We start from the raw sequence: 17,588 nt of genomic DNA on the forward strand, positions 1-17,588 counted from the left end.
CGTACCCCCGGGTAGCTCTTCTACCTGGGGGTTCGTCCGGGCGGCCCGATCCGGATGCGCCACCGGGAGGTTCATTCGCGCCGGGCGGCTCCCCGACGCCGGGCCAGGTGCGCGACAGTGCCCCAGACGCCGCGCCGGAACAGCAGCACGACCAGCACGAAGATGCCGCCGGTGACCAGCCCGATGGCCTCGAACCCGGAGAACGACAACCAGTCCTCCAGCCGGACCACCAGCGCCGCGCCGAGCACGCCGCCCCACAGCGTGCCGATGCCGCCGAGCACCACCACGATGACCGCCTTGCCGGACGTGGTCCAGTGCAGCACGTCCAGCGAGACGAACCGGTGACCGACGGCGAACAGCCCGCCGCCGAGCCCGGCGAGGAACCCGGAGAGCACGAACGCGGTCAGCTTGTAGCGGTGCACCGGGTAGCCCAGCGCGCGGGCCCGCGCCGGGTTGTCCCGGATGCCGACCAGCACCCGGCCGAACGGCGAGTGCACGATCCGCCACGCCGCGAGCAGCCCGAGGAGCACGATCGGCAGGATCGCGTAGTAGAAGTAGTAGTCGTCGGTGAGGTCGGCGCCGAAGAACGCGCGCGGCACGCCCTGGAGGCCGTTCTCGCCCTGGGTCACCGAGCGCCACTCGTTGGCCACGTAGTAGACCATCTGCGCGAACGCCAGCGTGACCATCGCGAAGTAGATCCCGGTGCGCTTCACCGCCAGGTAGCCGATCGGCAGCGCGAGCAGCGCCGCGGCCAGCGCCCCGGCCAGCACCGCGGCCGGGAACGGCAGGCCGGCGTGGATCGCGACCAGCCCGGTGACGTACGCCGAGGTGCCCCAGAACGCGGCGTGCCCGAACGACATCAGCCCGGTGAAGCCGAGCAGCAGGTCCACCGAGACGGCGAACAGCGCCCAGCACAGGATGTCCACCGCGACCGCCGGGTAGAGCCCGTTGGGCAGCCAGAGCGCCACCAGCAGGCCGGCGGCCAGCAGCGCGTACCGGGCCCAGCCGGGTGCCCGCGCGACGGCGAGCAGGCCGGACCGTGGGGCCGGTTTCTCCACGGGGCTGGTGTCGACAGTGCTGGTCACGCGGGAGCCTCCTCTCGGCCGAACAGGCCGGCCGGGCGCCACAGCAGCACGGCGGCCATCACCACGAACACGACGGTCTGCGACACGAGCGGGTAGTCGGACAGGTACGCCTCGCCCCACGCCTGGATCAGGCCGATGCCGAAGCCGGCGGCGACCGAGCCGAAGATCGAGCCGAGCCCGCCGATCACCACCACCGCGAAGACCACGATGATCAGGTCGGCGCCCATCAGCGGGTTGACCGCCCGCATCGGGGCGGCGAGCACCCCGGCCAGCCCGGCGAGCGCGATGCCGAAGCCGAAGACCGGGGTGACCCATCTCCCCACGTCGATGCCGAACGCCCGGGTCAGCTCCGGCCGCTCGGTGGCGGCCCGGACCACCATGCCGATCCGGGTCCGCCCGAGCACCCACCAGACCGCTACGCAGAGCAGCACGGTGAAGCCGAGGATGAACACCCGGTACGTCGGGAAGTCGAAGAGCCCGAAGTCGACGGTCCCGCTCAGCTCGGCGGGCGTGGCGTACGGGCTGGACTGCACGCCGTACCGGGACTTGACCAGGTCCTGCAGGATCAGCGTCAGGCCGAAGGTGAGCAGGAAGTTGTAGAGCGGGTCGAGCCGGGTGAGCCGGTGGATCACCGCCCGTTCCAGCGCCATGCCGAGCAGGCCCAGCGCCAGCGGCATGATCACCAACGCGGCCCAGAACGGCACGCCCGCCTCGGCCAGCAGCACGTACGCCCCGAACGCGCCGAGCATGTAGAACGCGCCGTGGGCGAAGTTCACCACCCGGAGCATGCCGAAGATGACCGCGAGCCCGAGGGCGAGCAGGGCGTAGAACGCCCCGCCCACCAGCCCGTTGAACGTGTTCTGCAGGAAGCCGGACATGTCAGAGCTTGCAGTCGGCCGACGGGGTGCGGAACGCCTCGGCCGCCGGGATGGTCTTGAGGATCTTCACGTAGTCCCACGGTTCCTTGACCTCGGCCTGCGGCTTCACCTGCGCCAGGTAGGCGTCGTGCACGACCCGGTGGTCCTCCGCGCGGATCTTGCCGTTGCGCAGGAACAGGTCGTTGATCTCCTTGCCCTCCAGCTCCTTGACCACGGCGTCGGCGTCGTCGGTGCCGGCGGCCTGCACCGCCTCCAGGTACTGCATGGCGGCGGAGTAGTTGGCCGCGTGCGCGAACGACGGCCGGGTGCCGGTCTCGGACTGGAACCGGTCCGCCCACTCCCGGTTCTGCTTGTCGAAGTTCCAGTACCAGGCGTCGGTGTAGGTGGTGCCGGCCAGCGCGGCCGGGGTGAGCGAGTGGATGTCGGTGATGAACATCAGGCCGACGGCCAGCCCGACGCCCTTCTCCCGCAGCTTGAACTCGTTGTACTGCTTGACCACGTTGACCAGCTCCGCGCCGGCCTGCATGGTGCCGAGCACCTGCGGCTTCGGGTTCAGCGTCGGCGCCTTGAGCAGGAACGACGAGTAGTCGCCGCTGGTGTTCGGGAACGGCGCGCCGTCCTTACCCACGACCTGCCCGCCGGCCGCGCCGATGGCGGCCGTGAAGCTCTTCTCCATGTCCTGTCCGAACGCGTAGTTCGGGTAGAGGATGTACCAGTTCTTGCCGACCTGCTCGGTGGTCACCGTGCCGGTGCCGTGCGCCAGCATGTAGGTGTCGTACGCGTAGTGGAACGTGTACTTGTTGCAGCTCTTGCCGGTCAGGTCCGTGGTCGCCGCGCCGATGTTGAAGTAGAGCTTCTTCTTCTCCTTGGCCACGTCGGCTACCTTCAGCGCGGCCGACGAGGTCGGCACGTCCAGGATCGCGTCGACGCCCTTGCGGTCGACCATCTCCTGGGCCTTGCTGTTGGCCACGTCCGGCTTGTTCTGGTGGTCGGCGGTCTCCACGCTGATGTTCTTCGTGACCGCGTCGTCGCCGTGCTTGGCCTTGAAGTCGGCGATGGCCATCTCCACGGCCTTGACCGAGTTCCGCCCGGACAGCTCCGAGTAGGCCCCCGACTGGTCGTTGAGCACGCCCAGCACGATCTTGTCGCCGGTCAGCTTCGAGTCACCGCCGGACTGCGGGCCACCGCCGCCGCAGCCGGCCACCAGCAGCGCCGCCGCCGAGGCGGCGGCCACACCCACGCTCCTACGCATGGTCATCCCCTTCGTCGCCGCGCGGTCCGCGCGGGTTCGGCCGTCGACTTGTCAGATCCCGAGGTACGCCAGCAGCTCGCGTTCCCGCGAGCGCACCTCCGTGTTCTCCATCGCCTCCGCGATCCGGCCCTCGGCCAGCAGGTAGTGCCGGTCGGCGACGCCGGTGGCGAAGTGCAGGTTCTGTTCCACCAGCAGCACGGTCACGCCGTGCCGCTTGGCCTCCCGCAGCAGGTCGCCGACCTGCTGCACGAGCAACGGCGACAGCCCCTCGGTGGGCTCGTCGCAGAGCAGCAGCCGGGCGCCCATGCGCAGCACCCGGGCCAGCGCGAGCATCTGCTGCTCGCCGCCGGAGAGCATGGTCGCGGCCGAGTCGCGCCGGGCGTGCAGCGCGGGGAACGCCTCGTACACCCGCGCCAGCGGCCACGGGTCCGGGCCGACCCGGGGCGGCAGCGTCAGGTTCTCGGTGACCGTGAGCGTGGCGTACGCGCCCCGGTCGTCGGGGACCCAGCCGAGCCCGGCCCGCGCCCGCTTGTACGCCGGCAGCCGGGAGATGTCCCGCCCGTCGAGGTGCACCGTGCCACGCTGGCCGGGGTGCAGCCCCATCACGGACCGCAGCAGGGTGGACTTGCCGGCGCCGTTGCGTCCGACAAGCGTGACCACCTCGCCGGCGGCCACCTCCAGGCTCACCTCGCGCAGCACCTGGGCCTCGCCGTACCAGGCGGACAGGTTCTCAATGCGCAGCATCGCTGGCTCCCAGGTAGGCGGTGATGACCCGCTCGTCGGCGCGGACCTGCTCGTACGGCCCCTCGACCAGCACGGTGCCGGCCTGGAGGACGGTGACCGTGTCGGCGAGCCGGCCCACCACGCTCATGTTGTGCTCGACCATGACCACGGTCCGTCCGGTGCGGACGGTGGCGATCAGCTCGACGGTGCGGTCGACGTCCTCCAGGCCCATCCCGGCGGTCGGCTCGTCGAGCAGCAGCACCTTCGGGTCGAGGGCGAGCGCGATGGCCAGCTCCAGGGCCCGCTTGCGCCCGTACGCGAGCGCCTCGGCCGGGGCCTCGGCGAGGTCGGCGAGACCGACCATGGCCAGCAGTTCGTCGGCCCGGTCCCGGTAGCGGCGCATCAACTTCGCCGACCGCCAGAACCGCCAGCCCAGCCCGCTGGGCGACTGGAGCGCCAACTCGACGTGCTCGCGCGCGCCGAGCTGCGGGAAGAGGCTGGTGATCTGGAACGACCGGGCCACGCCGAGCCGCGCCACCCGCTCCGGGGGCAGCCCGGTGACGTCCCGGCCGTCCAGCTCGATCCGGCCACCACTGGGCGGCAGGAAGCCGGTGAGCAGGTTGAACAGCGTGGTCTTGCCGGCGCCGTTCGGGCCCACCAGGGCGTGCACGGTGCCCGCCGCCACGTCCAGGTCGACGCGATCGACGGCCCGGAAACCCCGGAAGTCCCGGGTCAGCCCACGGGCCGACAGGATCGCTTGCCCGGCCATCGCCTCACCCTCCGCAGGTCCGTCCGCCACAGCCGGGTCGGTGACCGGGGTCACAGGGCCGTCGCGTGCAGGAAACCTACGGGGCGTCGAACGGGTCGAACCATGTCGATGCGCCACACATTCCCCCCGCCCGGCACGGTGTGGACCTCCACAGGCGCCGGGCGCTCCCGCCCCATCGGCGGCCGTCGACATGTGTCCCGGCACCGTGACCGGGCCGGCTCCCGCGACCGGGTAGCGGACCCGGCCCGGCGACCGGGTAGGGGGCTCACCGGTCGACGGCGTACTCCGGCAGGTCGAGCCCGTCGGCGTGGCCGAGGAACAGCCGGGTGGCGAGCCCGCGCATCGGCTGGGACGCGCGCTGGCACGTGGCGATCACGCTGATGGCGTACGTGAAGGGCGTCGCGGTCAACCTGGAGGCCGGCGCGCAGGCGGTGCAGGACACCGGGCGCACCGACGAGGAGTGGGTGGACCGGCAGCGGGACACGTTGCACCGGCTGATGGCCGGCGGCCGGCTGGCCACCATGGACGCGCTGACCGCGGGCGGCGTCGACCTGGACCTGGAGACCGTCTTCGACTTCGGCCTGCGCCGGCTGCTCGACGGCGTGACGGTCCTGGTCGACGGCGGGCTCAGTCCGGGAACGTGACCACCCAGCGGGCGCCCTCGCCCCGCGCCAACCGGTCCAGCGCGGCGGGCGCCTCGGCCAGCGACACCGTGCCGCTGACCAGCGGCGCCAGGTCGAGGTCACCGGCGGCGAGCGCGGCGGCCAGCTCCGGCACCTCCCGGTCCGGATCGGTCGAGCCGTAGACCGAGGAGCGCAGCGTACGCGCCGAGTGGAAGATCTCCATCGCGGAGAGGCTGAGCAGGTCGTCCCGGCCGCCCATGCCGACCACGGTGACCGCGCCTCCGCGCCGGGTCGCCCGCCAGGCGGCGCGGATGGTGGCGGCCCGGCCCACGCACTCGAACGCGTGGTCCACCCCGCGCCCGTCGGTGCGGGCCCGGATCTCCCGGCTCAGCGCGTCGTCGGCGGGCAGGAAGTCGGTCGCGCCGGCGGCCAGGGCCAGCTCCCGTTTGGCCGCCACCACGTCGACGGCGAGGATCGGTGCCGCGCCGGCCCGGCGAGCGGCGGTGAGCACGGCCAGCCCGACACCGCCCAGCCCGATCACCGCGACCGACTCGCCGGCGGCGACCCGGGCGGTGTTGCGGACCGCGCCGGTGCCGGTGAGCACCGCGCAGCCCAGCAGCGCCGCCTGCGCCGGCGGCAGCCCGGCCGGCACCGGCACGGCCGCCCGTTCCGGCACCACCACCTCCTCGGCGAGCGCGCCGAGCCCGAGCGTGACCTGCACCGGCTCCCCGTCGGCGGTCTCGCCGCGCGGCACCGAGGCGGCGCCGTTCGCGACGCAGAGCCAGGGCTCACCGTGCCGGCAGTGCCAGCAGTCGCGGCAGGCGGGCGCCCAGTTGAGCACCACCGGCGTGCCCACGGGCAACGCGGTGCCCGGCCCGATCTCGACCACCACGCCGGTCGCCTCGTGCCCCAGCACCAGCGGGTACCCGGGCGTCAACGTGCCGTGCACCATGGCCAGATCGGAGTGGCACAGGCCGGCGGCGCGGATCCGGACCCGCAGCTCACCCGGGCCCGGGGCGGGCAGGCGCACCTCCTCGACGGCCGGGGTCGCGCCCCGGCCGCGTACCACGAGCGCCCTCATCGCCGGACCGCCGGCAGCGGGCGCGGGACGGGCGGTGTGGCGACGGGATCCATGGCGTCCTTCGAGGGCGGAGATCGACTGTGGGTCCTCGACGCTACCCCCGACCGGCTTGGAGCCGACGCCGACCCGAGGATCGTGGCCACCTGGCCTGAGCCGGGGCTCAACCCGTCAGCGCCTCCAGTGCCAGGTCGACGTCCGCCTCGGTGGTGTAGAGGTGGAACGAGGCGCGCACCCGGCCGGCCCGCACCGCCGCCCGCACCCCGGCCCGGGCCAGCTTCTCCTGCGCGTCCGGCACCTCGACGGTGACGATCGCGCTGTCGCCGGGCGGGCGGCCCAGCCCGGCCAGGAACCGGTTGGCCAGCGCCACGTCGTGGTCGCGTACCGCCACCGGGTCGAGTTCGGCGAGCAGCTCCAGCACCGGGGCCGCGCCGGCGTAGCAGAGCCAGGACGGGGAGATGTCGAACCGGCGGGCGTCGTCGGCCAGCCGCAGCGGCAGGCCGTAGAACGAGGCGCTCGGGTCGCGGCCGGCGTACCAACCGGCGGCGTCGGCACGCATCCGCTCGCGCAGCGCCGGCGCCAGGTAGGCGAAGGCCGCACCACGCGGCGCCATCAACCACTTGTACGCCCCCACCAGCACCGCGTCCGCTCGGTCCGCCGCGAACGGCAGCCACCCGCAGGCCTGGGTGGCGTCGACCACCACGAGCGCGTCGTGTGCCCGGGCCGCCGCGACGATCTCGTCGTACGGGGCGACCGTGCCGTCGGCGGACTGCACCAGGCTGAACGCCACCAGGTCGGTCCCGGCGTCGATGGCGTCGACCAAGCCGTCGAGCGGGACGGTGCGCACCCGCACACCGCGCTCCTCCTGCACCAACCAGGGGAACAGGATCGAGGTGAACTCGACCTCGGGCACCACCACCGTGGCCCCCGGCGGCAGCGCCGCCGCGATCGGTGCCGCCAACTGGGAGACGGCCGCGCCGATGCTCACGTCGGCCGCGTCCACGCCGACCAGCCGGGCGAACGCGGCCCGAGAGCGCCCGACCGACTCGTCCCACACCTCGAACGACACCCGGCCGCTCCGCCACTCGGCGAGCACCTGCTGCACCGCCGTCCACACCGGATCGGGCGGCAACCCGTAGGTCGCCGTGTTCAACCAGCCCGGCTCCGGTTGCCACAACTTCCGTGCCTGCTCCAGCTCCATGCCACCGACGCTAACCACCCCCACCCCCACCCGACACCGCCAATCCCACCCCCGTGGCCCACCCCACCCCCACCCCCGGCCCTCCCCCGTCCCCCCCACCCCCTCGCCGATCTTGCGGTTTCGGCCCCTTCGGTGGGCGCTTCGTCCGTTTCGCCGGGGCACAAAGTGCAAGATCGCGTGAGGGGGCGGGGTGGGGCGGGGTGGGGCTGTCAGGGGGTGGTGGAGGTGGCGAGGGGGCGGTCGGGGGCGGGTGGGGTTGCGGTCTCGGCGGGGCGCTCGTCGTCGTCGAGCATGCTGGTCTCGTCGAACGGGCGGTCGCCGGAGAGCACGGCGCGGGCCTGCTCCCGGTCGAACTCCCCGGTCCAGGTGCCGACCAGCACGGTCGCCACCGCGTTGCCGGCGAAGTTGGTCAGCGCCCGGGCCTCGGACATGAACCGGTCGATGCCGACGATCAGACCGACGCCGTCGACCAGGTCCGGCCGGTGCGACTGGAGGCCGCCGGCCAGCGTGGCCAGCCCGGCGCCGGTCACGCCGGCCGCGCCCTTGGACGCGATCACCATGAACACCAGCAGCGAGATCTGCTCCCCGACCGCGAGCGGCTTGCCCAGCGCGTCGGCCACGAAGAGCGCGGCCATGGTCAGGTAGATCGCGGTGCCGTCGAGGTTGAACGAGTACCCGGTGGGGACCGTGATGCCGACGACCGGCCGGCTGACGCCGACGTGCTCCATCTTCGCGATCAGCCTGGGCAGCGCCGACTCCGACGACGAGGTGGACAGGATCAGCAGGAACTCGCGGCCCAGGTAGCGCAGCAGCGAGAAGATCGAGATCCGGGCGATCAGGCGCAGCAGCAGGCCGAGCACCACGATCACGAAGATCAGGCAGGTGGCGTAGAAGCCGAGCATGATCTGCGCCAGGCTCTTCAGCGCGTCCACGCCGGTGGCGCCGACCACCGCCGCCATCGCGCCGAACGCGCCGATCGGCGCCAGCCACATGATCATCGCCAGCACCTTGAAGACCAGGCGCTGGAGCACGCCGATCGCCCGCAGCACCGGCTCGCCCCGGCGGCCCATGCCCTGCACCGCGAAGCCGACCAGCAGCGCCACCAGCAGGGTCTGCAACACCTCGCCCTCGGTCAGCGCGGAGACCAGCGTGGTCGGGATGATGCCGAGCAGGAAGTCGACGGTGCCGCCGCCCTCCTCACCGGCCGCGGACCGGCCCGCGTCGGCCACGTCCGGCCCCAGGTCCAGGCCGGCACCGGGGTGGATGACGTTGCCGACCACCAGGCCGATCGCCAGCGCCACGGTGGACATGACCAGGAAGTAGCCGAGCGCGAGACCGCCGACCTTGCCGACCTTGGCCGCCTGCCGGACCGAACCGACGCCGAGCACGATGGTGCAGAAGATGACCGGACTGATCATCATCTTGATCAGGTTCACGAAGCCGGTGCCGAGCGGTTTCAGCGCCTTGCCGACGTCCGGTGCGACCAGGCCGACCACGATGCCGGCGACGACGGCGGCGATGACCGCCAGGTAGAGGTACCGGGTCCGGTCCCGGCGGGCGGGCCGGACGTCCTCGGGGGCGGAGGTGGTGGTGTCCATGCCCATACTGTGAGGCAGGTCTCAGTGAACCGCACGAGGAGCGGGCAGGTCCGCGAGCGCGGTCGCCAGCTCCGCCCGGACCCGGTCCAGCGGCCAGGCGGCCAGTTCGGGCAGGCCGTGCCGCGCCCGCAGTCGCCGCACCGCCGCCAGGCCGACCAGGTAGCCGCAGCGCGCGGGCAGGTCGCCGCGCAGCGGCGAGTCCCGCTTGAGAAAGTAGGCGGCGTGGTGGTCCGGGTCGGTGGCGTCCAGGTCGGCCCGGACCCGGCCCAGGATCTCCGGCCAGCGGTGGCGACACTCGTCCAGCCAGGCCCGGTGGCCGGGACGACCGAACCAGAGGTACGCCTCCGGCGGCCGGCCCGGGTCGAGTTCGGCGGTGGCCTGGGTGGCCAGCCCCTCGGCGAAGAGATGGGTCGCCACCCCGTGCTCGGGCCAGCCGCGGATCCCGGCCCGGCGGTCGTGCACGACGTGCGCGGCCTCGTGCCGCACCAGCAGCCCGTCGTCGTCCGGTGGGCCGAGGCGCTCGACGGCGAGGAAGAGCGCGTAGCGACCGCCCAGGTCGTCAGCCCAGCCGTTGGCCTGGTGCAGCCCGACCAGCACCACGCACTCGACCGGTCCGCCCTGACCGGACCAGCCCAACGCCCCGGCCGCGTCCGCGACGCCGGCGGGCAGCAGTCCGCGTACCGCCTCGGCGCGGGCGGCCAGGTCGGCGACCCGGTCGCGGAGCCCGGCCACGGCGGCGGTCACGGACGCCGGTTCGGACCAGTCACCGTCCCGGTCGAGCACCCGGAACACGTCCGGGTGCCGGTCCAGGTAGCCGGACCGCCAGTGCTGCGGCCAGCGGTCGGCCGGCGCCGACCGGCATTCGCGCAGGCAGGCCAGCGCGTCGGGCACGAGGTCACGTACGTGCAGCAAATGATTGGACGGCATCCCGTCGATGCTGCCCGATCACCGCCCGGGCCGCTCGGTCAGCTCACGTTGGCCGGGCCCAGGACGCTCTTCAGGTCACCCATCAGCGCGGTGGTCGCGGCGACCCGGAACGGCCCGAGACGCAGCGTGGTGACCTTGCCGCCGTTGAGCAGCTTGACGTGCACCTCGGTGTCGCCGGGGTGCAGCACCAGCGTCTCCTTGAGCCGCTCGACGAGCGGCGGCGTGCAGCGGTGCACCGGGATGGTCAGGGTGACCGGTTTGTTCGCCGGGTTGCTGGTGACGTCCGGCATGGACATGTCCATCGCCATGATCCGGGGGGTGTCGTCGCGGCGGTCCACCCGGCCCTTGACCACCACGATCGCGTCCTCGGCGATGTACTGCCCGATCACCTCGTAGGTGTTGGGGAAGAACAGCGTCTCGACGCCGCCGGCGAGGTCTTCGAGCGTGGCCGAGGCCCAGGCCCGGCCCTGCTTGGTGACCCGGCGCTGCACGCCGGAGAGGATGCCGGCGAGGGTGACCACCGCGCCGTCGGGCACGGTGCCCTCCTCGGACAGTGCGGCGATGGTGGTGTCGGCCGCCGCGCCGAGCACGTGTTCCAGGCCGAACAGCGGGTGGTCGGAGACGTACAGGCCGAGCATCTCGCGCTCGAACGCCAGCTTGTCGCGCTTGTCCCACTCGCTGTCCGCGATGACCGGCATGACGGTGGTGCTGCCGGCGTCCGCGTCGCCGAACCCGGCGCCGAACAGGTCGTACTGGCCGACCGCCTCCTTGCGCTTGACGTCGGCGTACGCGTCGATGGCGTCGGCGTGCACGGCGAGCAGGGCCTTGCGCGGGTGCTTCAGCGAGTCGAACGCGCCGGCCTTGATCAGCGATTCGATGGTCTTCTTGTTGCAGGCCACCGCGTCGACCTTGGACAGGAAGTCGTAGAAGTCGGCGTACTCGCCCTTCTCCTCCCGGCAGCGCATGATCGAGGCGACCACGTTCGCGCCGACGTTGCGGACCGCGCCGAGGCCGAAGCGGATCTCCTTGCCGACCGGGGTGAACGGTCCGGCGGAGGTGTTCACGTCCGGTGGCAGGACCTGGATCCGCATCCGGCGGCACTCGGACAGGTAGAGCGCCATCTTGTCCTTGTCGTCGCCGACGGAGGTGAGCAGCGCCGCCATGTATTCCGCCGGGTAGTGCGCCTTGAGGTAGGCGGTCCAGTACGACACCAGGCCGTACGCGGCGGAGTGGGCCTTGTTGAACGCGTAGCCGGCGAACGGCACCAGGACGTCCCACACCGCCTGGATGGCGTCGTCGGGGTAGCCGCGCTCGCGGCAGCCGTCCCGGAACGGGACGAACTCCTTGTCCAGGATCTCCTTCTTCTTCTTGCCCATCGCGCGGCGCAGCAGGTCGGCCTGGCCGAGCGTGTAGCCGGCGAGGATCTGCGCGGCGCGCTGCACCTGCTCCTGGTAGACGATCAGGCCGTAGGTGGGGGCGAGGATCTCGCGTAGCGGCTCCTCCAGCGCCGGGTGGATCGGGGTGATCTCCTGGAGGCCGTTCTTGCGCAGCGCGTAGTTGGTGTGCGAGTCGACGCCCATCGGGCCGGGCCGGTAGAGCGCCAGCACGGCGGAGATGTCCTCGAAGTTGTCCGGCTTCATCATCCGCAGCAGCGAGCGCATCGGCCCGCCGTCGAGCTGGAACACGCCCAGCGTGTCGCCGCGCGCGAGCAGCTCGTACGCCGGCTTGTCGTCCAGCGGCAGGCCGAGCAGGTCCAGCTCCTTGCCGTGGTTGAGCTGGATGTTCTTCACCGCGTCGTCGATGATGGTCAGGTTGCGCAGGCCGAGGAAGTCCATCTTCAGCAGCCCGAGCGACTCGCAGGTCGGGTAGTCGAACTGCGTGATGATGACGCCGTCGGCGTCGCGCCGCATCAGCGGGATGTGCTCGATGATCGGCTCGGCGGACATGATGACGCCGGCCGCGTGCACACCGGTCTGCCGGATCAGGCCCTCGATGCCCTTCGCGGTCTCGATGACCTTCTTGACGTCCGGGTCGGTCTCGTAGAGGCCGCGGATCTCGCCGGCCTCGGCGTAGCGCGGGTGCTTCGGGTCGAAGATGCCGGAGAGCGGGATGTCCTTGCCCATCACCGCCGGGGGCATCGCCTTGGTGATCCGGTCGCCGACCGCGTACGGGAAGCCGAGGACCCGGGCCGAGTCCTTGATCGCGGCCTTCGCCTTGATCGTGCCGAACGTGGCGATCTGCGCGACCTTGTCCTCGCCCCACTTGTCGGTCACGTACTTGATCACCTCGCCGCGCCGACGCTCGTCGAAGTCGATGTCGACATCCGGCATCGAGACGCGCTCGGGGTTGAGGAACCGCTCGAAGATCAGGCCGTGCGGGATCGGGTCCAGGTCGGTGATGCCCAGCGCGTACGCGACGAGTGAGCCGGCCGCCGAGCCACGGCCGGGGCCGACCGCGATGCCCTGGCTCTTCGCCCACTGGATGAAGTCGGCGACCACGAGGAAGTAGGACGGGAAGCCCATCTGGATGATGACGCCCAGCTCGTACTCGGCCTGGACGACGTGGCCCTCCGGGATGCCGTTCGGGAAGCGGCGCTTGAGCCCGGCGAACGTCTCCTTGCGGAACCAGGACTCCTCGGTCTCGCCGTCCGGGATCGGGAACCGCGGCATCAGGTTGTGGAACGTGAACATGCCGGTCGGGTCGACCTTCTCGGCCACCAGCAGCGTGTTGCGGCAGCCCTGCTGCCACAGCTCGGACGAGTCGACCGCGCGCATCTGGTCGGCGGACTTGACGAAGTAGCCGCCGCCCTCGAAGCGGAACCGGTTGGGGTCGGCGACGTTGCTGCCGGTCTGCACGCAGAGCAGCACGTCGTGCGCCTCGGCCTGCGCCTCGTGGGTGTAGTGCGAGTCGTTGGTGACCACCGGCGGGATGTCGAGCTTGTGCGCGATCTCGGTGAGCCCGTCGCGGACCCGGCGCTCGATGTCGAGGCCGTGGTCCATGATCTCCAGGAAGTAGTTCTCCTTGCCGAAGATGTCCTGGTACGCGGCGGCGACCTTGAGCGCCTCGTCGAACTGGCCGAGCCGCAGCCGGGTCTGCACCGCGCCGGAGGGGCAGCCGGTGGTGGCCATGATGCCCTCGGCGTGCTCGGCGATCAGCTCCATGTCCATCCGGGGCCACTTGACGTAGTGGCCCTCCATCGAGGCGCGAGAGTTGAGTCGGAACATGTTGTGCAGGCCGGTGCGGTTCGCCGCCCACATGGTCATGTGGGTGATGGCACCGTTGCCGGAGACGTCGTCGCTCTTCTGCTCGGGACGCCCCCACTTGACCCGCGCCTTGTGGAAGCGCGACTCCGGCGCCACGTACGCCTCGACGCCGAGGATGGGCTTGACGCCGGCGGCCATGGCCTGCTTGTAGAAGTCGTTCGCGCCGTGCATGTTGCCGTGGTCGGTGATCGCCACGGCCGGCATGCCGAGCCGCGCCGCCTCGGCGAACAGGTCCTTGAGGCGGGCCGCACCGTCGAGCATCGAGTACTCGGTGTGTACGTGCAGATGCGCGAACGAATCGCCCATGCGTGGGGCCCCCCGGTCATGGTCATGGGTCGGTCGACCCACCCTAGCGCCGCCCGTGAGGCGACCTCCAGCAGCCGCGCGCGGCGACCCGCCGCAGGTGGTGTGGATCTCCCTGGAACGGACGCGTCCGGCACCGTTCCGCACGCCTGTTCCACGGCGGCGAACAGGGCGGACACCCCTACGGTCAGCCGGTCCCGGACGGCCTGCCCGGGTCACCCACCAGCCGGAAGGGTCTCCATGAGCTCACCCCCGGGCGCACCCCGTGGCGGACGCCGCCGATGGCTGCGCCGGCTGTCCGGCGCGGTGCTCGCCGCCGCGCTCGCCGCCGCGCTCGCCCTCACCCTCCCCGCCGCGCTCCGGCCGGTCCCGACGGCCGCCGCGACCGGCGACCTGATCATCAACGGTACGTTCGACAACGGCAGCACCGAGCCGTGGTGGACCCGGTTGGCCGCGACCCGCACCACGGTCGAGCGGGCCGGCTCACCATCCGCACCGCCGGGCCGACGGTGGCCCCGCACACCTGGGACGACCTCGTCGGGCACTTCGAGTTCGGGGTGACCGCCGGGCAGCGCTACCGGCTCGGGTTCGACGGCTTCGCCAACCGGCTGCGCCCCTGAGCGCGGGCCAGGAACGACGCCCCGCTCGGCCGCACCACCGGGCGGGGCGTCCCCGCGTCTCACCCGTGGCCGTGGCAGCCGGCGACGCAGGCCGGTCCACCGGGTCCGCCGCGCCGCCGCAGGGCCAGCGCGCCCGCCGCGCCGGCCAACGCGCCGACCGCGCAGGCCACCAGGACACCGGCGGTCCCACCGAGCGGCCGACTCCCGGCGCGCCGTGCCGCCACCGGCCCTTCGGGTCGGTGTGACGCCGGCGGCGGCCCGTGCGGCCGGACCGCCTCGGCCAGGCGCATCTCGATCTCGTTGCGCGCCGCCAGCCAGCTCCGCACCTCCGCGTCCGGTGTCCCGCAGGCCGCGAGCAGCGCCAGCACCACGCGTTCCTGGGGCAGCGTGACGCGGGCCAGCGCGGCGGCCAGGGTGCTGGGCGGCAACCAGTGCCCGGCCGCGGTGGCGCGCCGGGCCGTCTCCCGGTAGGTGAGCCCGGAACGCTCCCGCAGCCGGCGCAGCACCGCCACGTACTCTGCCGGCGTCGCCGCGCCGGGCGGGCACGCCGGAACGACCTCGGTCATAGGTACCTCCCCGTGATACTGACCCGTCCGCGGCCGGCGTCGCGGCCTGCGGGGCCATCACGTTAGGTAGGCCGGCGGCGACCGGCAATGCCCCGTCCGGCAGGCACGCCCGTCCACGCAGGTCAGCCCCGTGTGTCCGGGTTTCTGTCCGGATCGTCGGACAGCGGGATGCGCCGGCCGGCCGGCGACTGCCGCAGAATCAGGGGATGGACCACGGGGAGCACCAGATCGACCAGATCACCGATCGGGCCGGATTCCTGGTGGCGCTGCGCGCGCTCAAGGAACGATCCGGCCTGACCTTCCGACAGTTGGCGCAGCGAGCCGCCGACAACGGGGACGTCCTGGCCCGCAGCACCCTCGCCGACGTCCTGAGCCGCGACGCGCTGCCCCGCCCGGAGGTGCTGGCCGCCTTCGTGCGCGCCTGCGGGCAGGGTGACCTCGTCGCCGCGTGGCTACGGGCCCGTGAGCGACTCGCGCTCGCGGCGCTCGTCCCGGCGCCGGAGGCCACCGGGCCCGCTCCCGCCGGCGACCCCGGTCCGGCGGCGGCCGGCGCTGACGATCGCGGGGAGGCGCCCACCGGGACCGACCCGGCTGACGGGGTGGTTTCCGGCGCTCCGGTAGCCGCCACGCCGGGCACGGGGCAGCGCAAGCGCCTCCTGGCCCTGCTGGCGCTCGCCGCCACGGCCCTGGCCGCCGCCGTGGGAGCCGGCGTCCGGCTCGCCGGGGAGCAGCAGCGGGACACGTCGATGACGGAGGTCGGCGACAACCTTCCGGCCGCGCGAACCGCGACGGGCGCGACATCCACGGCGCCGGCCGGCCGGGTCCGGATCCGGCCGGCGCGAACCCCCGGGCTCTGTCTCGGCGAGGGCTGGGACCGCCCGGGGGGCTACCGCCACGAGATCCTCGTCCAGCGGGCCTGCGCGGGCGCCACCCCGCCGGAGACCGACCTGGAGCCGGTGGGCGACGGCGCCTTCATCATGTGGCGGCATCCGGTCAAAGGCGACGGTTGCCTGACCATCCGCGGCGACGACCCGGGGCGCTTCCTGCTGGAGCCGTGGGAGGACTGCCAGGCCCAGCGACTGGAGCAGGTGTTCCGGTTCGAGGCGCGGGCGGACGGGGCGTACCGGATCCGCTCGGCCCGGGGATCGTTGTGCCTCGGCATCCGCGACGACACCACCGGCCCGGGCGAGGCCGCGCTGGCCGAGCCGTGCGCGGACTCGGACGACCAGGCATTCCAGGTGGACCCGGCTCCGGAGACCGACGCGACGAGCTGAACCGGGGTACGCGATGGGCGGGGCGCCGGGGAGCCCGGCACCTCGCCCATTGTTGTCCCCCACACGGTATGTCAGTGCGTTGCAATAGTGTGTGCCACACACTATGGTGTGAAGCATGGTCAGCGACGAGGTCCTCCGGACCCATCTCCAGGAGCTGCGACGCGGCACGGTCGTGGTGGCCAGCCTGGTCGCCCTGCGCCGCCCCGACTACGGCTACGCCCTGCTGCAACGGTTGGCCGCGCACGGCTTCGCGGTCGACGCCAACACGCTCTACCCGCTGCTGCGCCGGCTCGAGGAACAGGGCCTGCTGACCAGCGAGTGGAACACCGAGGAAAGCCGGCCACGCAAGTTCTATCGCACCAGCGACGACGGCCAGGCGGTGCTGGAGCGCCTGCTCGACGACCTGACCGCGGTGCGGACGTCCGTAACCCAGTTGATCGAAGGAGCGGGACGATGAGTTCCCTGACCGACCGTTACGTGGCGGCGACCCTGCGGACCGTGCCCGCCCCCCGCCGGGCCGAGCTGGCCGAGGAGCTGCGCGCCTCCATCGCCGACATGATCGACGACCGGATCGCCGGCGGCCAGGACAACGCCGCCGCCGAGCGCGAGGTGCTCACCGAGATGGGCCGCCCCGAGCAGCTCGCCGCCCGCTACAGCGACCGGACGCTCCAGCTCATCGGCCCGCGCTACTACCTGCTCTGGTGGCGGGTGCTGCGCACCCTGCTCACCTGGATCCCGGCGGCGGTCGGCGTGATCACCGGTCTCGTCACGGCCACCGTCGGCGACGAGCCGGGCCGGGCCATCGGCGCGGCGATCTCGGTCGCGTTCCAGACCGCGGTGCAGGTCGCGTTCTGGGTGACGCTGAGCTTCGCCGTCCTGGAGCGCACCCGGGCTCCGCTCGGCCTGCCCGAGTGGACCGTCGACCAGCTCCCGGAGGACACCCGCGACCGGCAGATCAGCCAGCCGGACAGCGTGGCCTCGGTCGTCTTCCTGCTCGGCACCGTCGCGGTCCTGGTCGGGCAGCACTTCCAGCGGTGGACCAGCGACGACGGCTCCCGGTTGCCGGTGCTCGACCCGGCACTGTGGACCTTCTGGCTCCCCGCCCTGATCGTGGTGCTGCTGGCCACCGTCGGCCTGGAGGTCGCGAAGTACCGGGCCGGGCGCTGGACCTGGCCGCTGGTGGCGGTCAACGCGCTGCTCAACCTGGCGTTCGCGGGTCCGGTGGTCTGGCTGCTGCTCACCGACCGGCTGCTCAACCCGGAGCTGGTCGACCGGTTCACCTGGCTGCGCGAAGGCGGGGCGGACGACGTGGCCCGCGTCGCCGCCGTGGTCACCGTGGTCATCGCATTGTGGGACGTGATCGACAGCATGGTCAAGGCCCGGCGCGCCGCCCGCTGAGACCTCCGCCGGCCCGGCGCCGCCCGTCGA

General features: G+C 72.6%; 16 protein-coding genes. 5 read left to right on the forward strand and 11 right to left on the reverse strand.

Annotation, left to right across the window (positions count from 1 at the left end):
• Nucleotides 1-71: 71 nt before the first annotated feature.
• From AB0B02_RS14145 to AB0B02_RS14165, 5 genes are read right to left on the reverse strand one after another with little or no spacing between them, the layout of a single operon-like run.
• Nucleotides 72-1,085, reverse strand: a complete 1,014-nt coding sequence (locus tag AB0B02_RS14145) for a branched-chain amino acid ABC transporter permease (protein ID WP_357300400.1) — start codon at nt 1,083-1,085, stop codon at nt 72-74.
• The gene (locus tag AB0B02_RS14150) at nt 1,082-1,963 is read right to left on the reverse strand and encodes a branched-chain amino acid ABC transporter permease (RefSeq protein ID WP_281939640.1); all 882 of its coding nucleotides are present in this window, start codon (nt 1,961-1,963) and stop codon (nt 1,082-1,084) included. Before AB0B02_RS14150 ends, AB0B02_RS14145 begins: the two co-directional genes overlap by 4 nt.
• A 1-nt stretch (nt 1,964) precedes the next feature.
• Nucleotides 1,965-3,221, reverse strand: a complete 1,257-nt coding sequence (locus AB0B02_RS14155) for an ABC transporter substrate-binding protein (protein WP_281939638.1) — start codon at nt 3,219-3,221, stop codon at nt 1,965-1,967.
• 45 nt (nt 3,222-3,266) lie between these two features.
• Nucleotides 3,267-3,959: an ABC transporter ATP-binding protein gene (locus AB0B02_RS14160; protein ID WP_107161231.1), complete on the reverse strand. Its 693-nt coding sequence runs from the start codon at nt 3,957-3,959 to the stop codon at nt 3,267-3,269.
• Nucleotides 3,946-4,707, reverse strand: a complete 762-nt coding sequence (locus AB0B02_RS14165; protein WP_281939634.1) for an ABC transporter ATP-binding protein — start codon at nt 4,705-4,707, stop codon at nt 3,946-3,948. The genes AB0B02_RS14160 and AB0B02_RS14165 overlap by 14 nt, the downstream gene beginning before the upstream one ends.
• A 380-nt stretch (nt 4,708-5,087) precedes the next feature.
• On the opposite strand from AB0B02_RS14165, the gene AB0B02_RS14170 reads away from it, so the two are divergent.
• A complete protein-coding gene (locus tag AB0B02_RS14170; RefSeq protein WP_281939632.1) occupies nt 5,088-5,351 on the forward strand; it encodes a TetR/AcrR family transcriptional regulator C-terminal domain-containing protein in 264 nt (87 codons plus the stop codon).
• On the opposite strand, the gene AB0B02_RS14175 is transcribed toward AB0B02_RS14170, so the two are convergent.
• The 5 genes from AB0B02_RS14175 to dnaE form a co-directional block, all read right to left on the reverse strand.
• Nucleotides 5,335-6,411, reverse strand: a complete 1,077-nt coding sequence (locus tag AB0B02_RS14175) for a zinc-binding dehydrogenase (RefSeq protein ID WP_281939631.1) — start codon at nt 6,409-6,411, stop codon at nt 5,335-5,337. The two genes, AB0B02_RS14170 and AB0B02_RS14175, sit on opposite strands and share 17 nt — an antisense overlap.
• Before the next feature lie 160 nt (nt 6,412-6,571).
• On the reverse strand, nt 6,572-7,609 hold the full coding sequence (locus AB0B02_RS14180; RefSeq protein WP_281939630.1) for an aminotransferase class V-fold PLP-dependent enzyme: 1,038 nt from the start codon (nt 7,607-7,609) through the stop codon (nt 6,572-6,574).
• A gap of 209 nt (nt 7,610-7,818) precedes the next feature.
• A complete protein-coding gene (locus AB0B02_RS14185) occupies nt 7,819-9,207 on the reverse strand; it encodes a cation:dicarboxylase symporter family transporter (RefSeq protein ID WP_357300406.1) in 1,389 nt (462 codons plus the stop codon).
• A gap of 21 nt (nt 9,208-9,228) precedes the next feature.
• Nucleotides 9,229-10,134: a hypothetical protein gene (locus tag AB0B02_RS14190; protein ID WP_281939627.1), complete on the reverse strand. Its 906-nt coding sequence runs from the start codon at nt 10,132-10,134 to the stop codon at nt 9,229-9,231.
• A gap of 38 nt (nt 10,135-10,172) precedes the next feature.
• Nucleotides 10,173-13,703 carry a DNA polymerase III subunit alpha gene (gene dnaE, locus AB0B02_RS14195; RefSeq protein WP_281939625.1) on the reverse strand — a complete coding sequence of 1,177 codons (3,531 nt, stop codon included), beginning with the start codon at nt 13,701-13,703 and terminating at the stop codon, nt 10,173-10,175.
• Between the two features lie 431 nt (nt 13,704-14,134).
• Between dnaE and AB0B02_RS14200 the strand changes: the two genes are divergently transcribed.
• Nucleotides 14,135-14,320, forward strand: coding sequence for a hypothetical protein (locus tag AB0B02_RS14200; RefSeq protein ID WP_357300409.1), 186 nt, complete (start codon nt 14,135-14,137; stop codon nt 14,318-14,320).
• A gap of 59 nt (nt 14,321-14,379) precedes the next feature.
• On the opposite strand, the gene AB0B02_RS14205 is transcribed toward AB0B02_RS14200, so the two are convergent.
• Complete coding sequence (locus AB0B02_RS14205) at nt 14,380-14,886, reverse strand: helix-turn-helix transcriptional regulator (RefSeq protein WP_281939621.1); 507 nt, start codon at nt 14,884-14,886, stop codon at nt 14,380-14,382.
• Between the two features lie 206 nt (nt 14,887-15,092).
• Here AB0B02_RS14205 and AB0B02_RS14210 point away from each other — a divergent pair, with 206 nt between their 5' ends.
• From AB0B02_RS14210 to AB0B02_RS14220, 3 genes are all read left to right on the forward strand, one after another.
• Nucleotides 15,093-16,160, forward strand: coding sequence for a helix-turn-helix domain-containing protein (locus AB0B02_RS14210; RefSeq protein ID WP_357300411.1), 1,068 nt, complete (start codon nt 15,093-15,095; stop codon nt 16,158-16,160).
• 115 nt (nt 16,161-16,275) lie between these two features.
• Complete coding sequence (locus AB0B02_RS14215; protein ID WP_281939617.1) at nt 16,276-16,617, forward strand: PadR family transcriptional regulator; 342 nt, start codon at nt 16,276-16,278, stop codon at nt 16,615-16,617.
• Nucleotides 16,614-17,558, forward strand: coding sequence for a permease prefix domain 1-containing protein (locus AB0B02_RS14220; protein WP_357300413.1), 945 nt, complete (start codon nt 16,614-16,616; stop codon nt 17,556-17,558). The genes AB0B02_RS14215 and AB0B02_RS14220 overlap by 4 nt, the downstream gene beginning before the upstream one ends.
• Nucleotides 17,559-17,588: the final 30 nt, after the last annotated feature.

It is taken from the genome of Micromonospora sp. NPDC049240 (assembly GCF_040647835.1).
Classification (GTDB): Bacteria; Actinomycetota; Actinomycetes; order Mycobacteriales; family Micromonosporaceae; genus Micromonospora.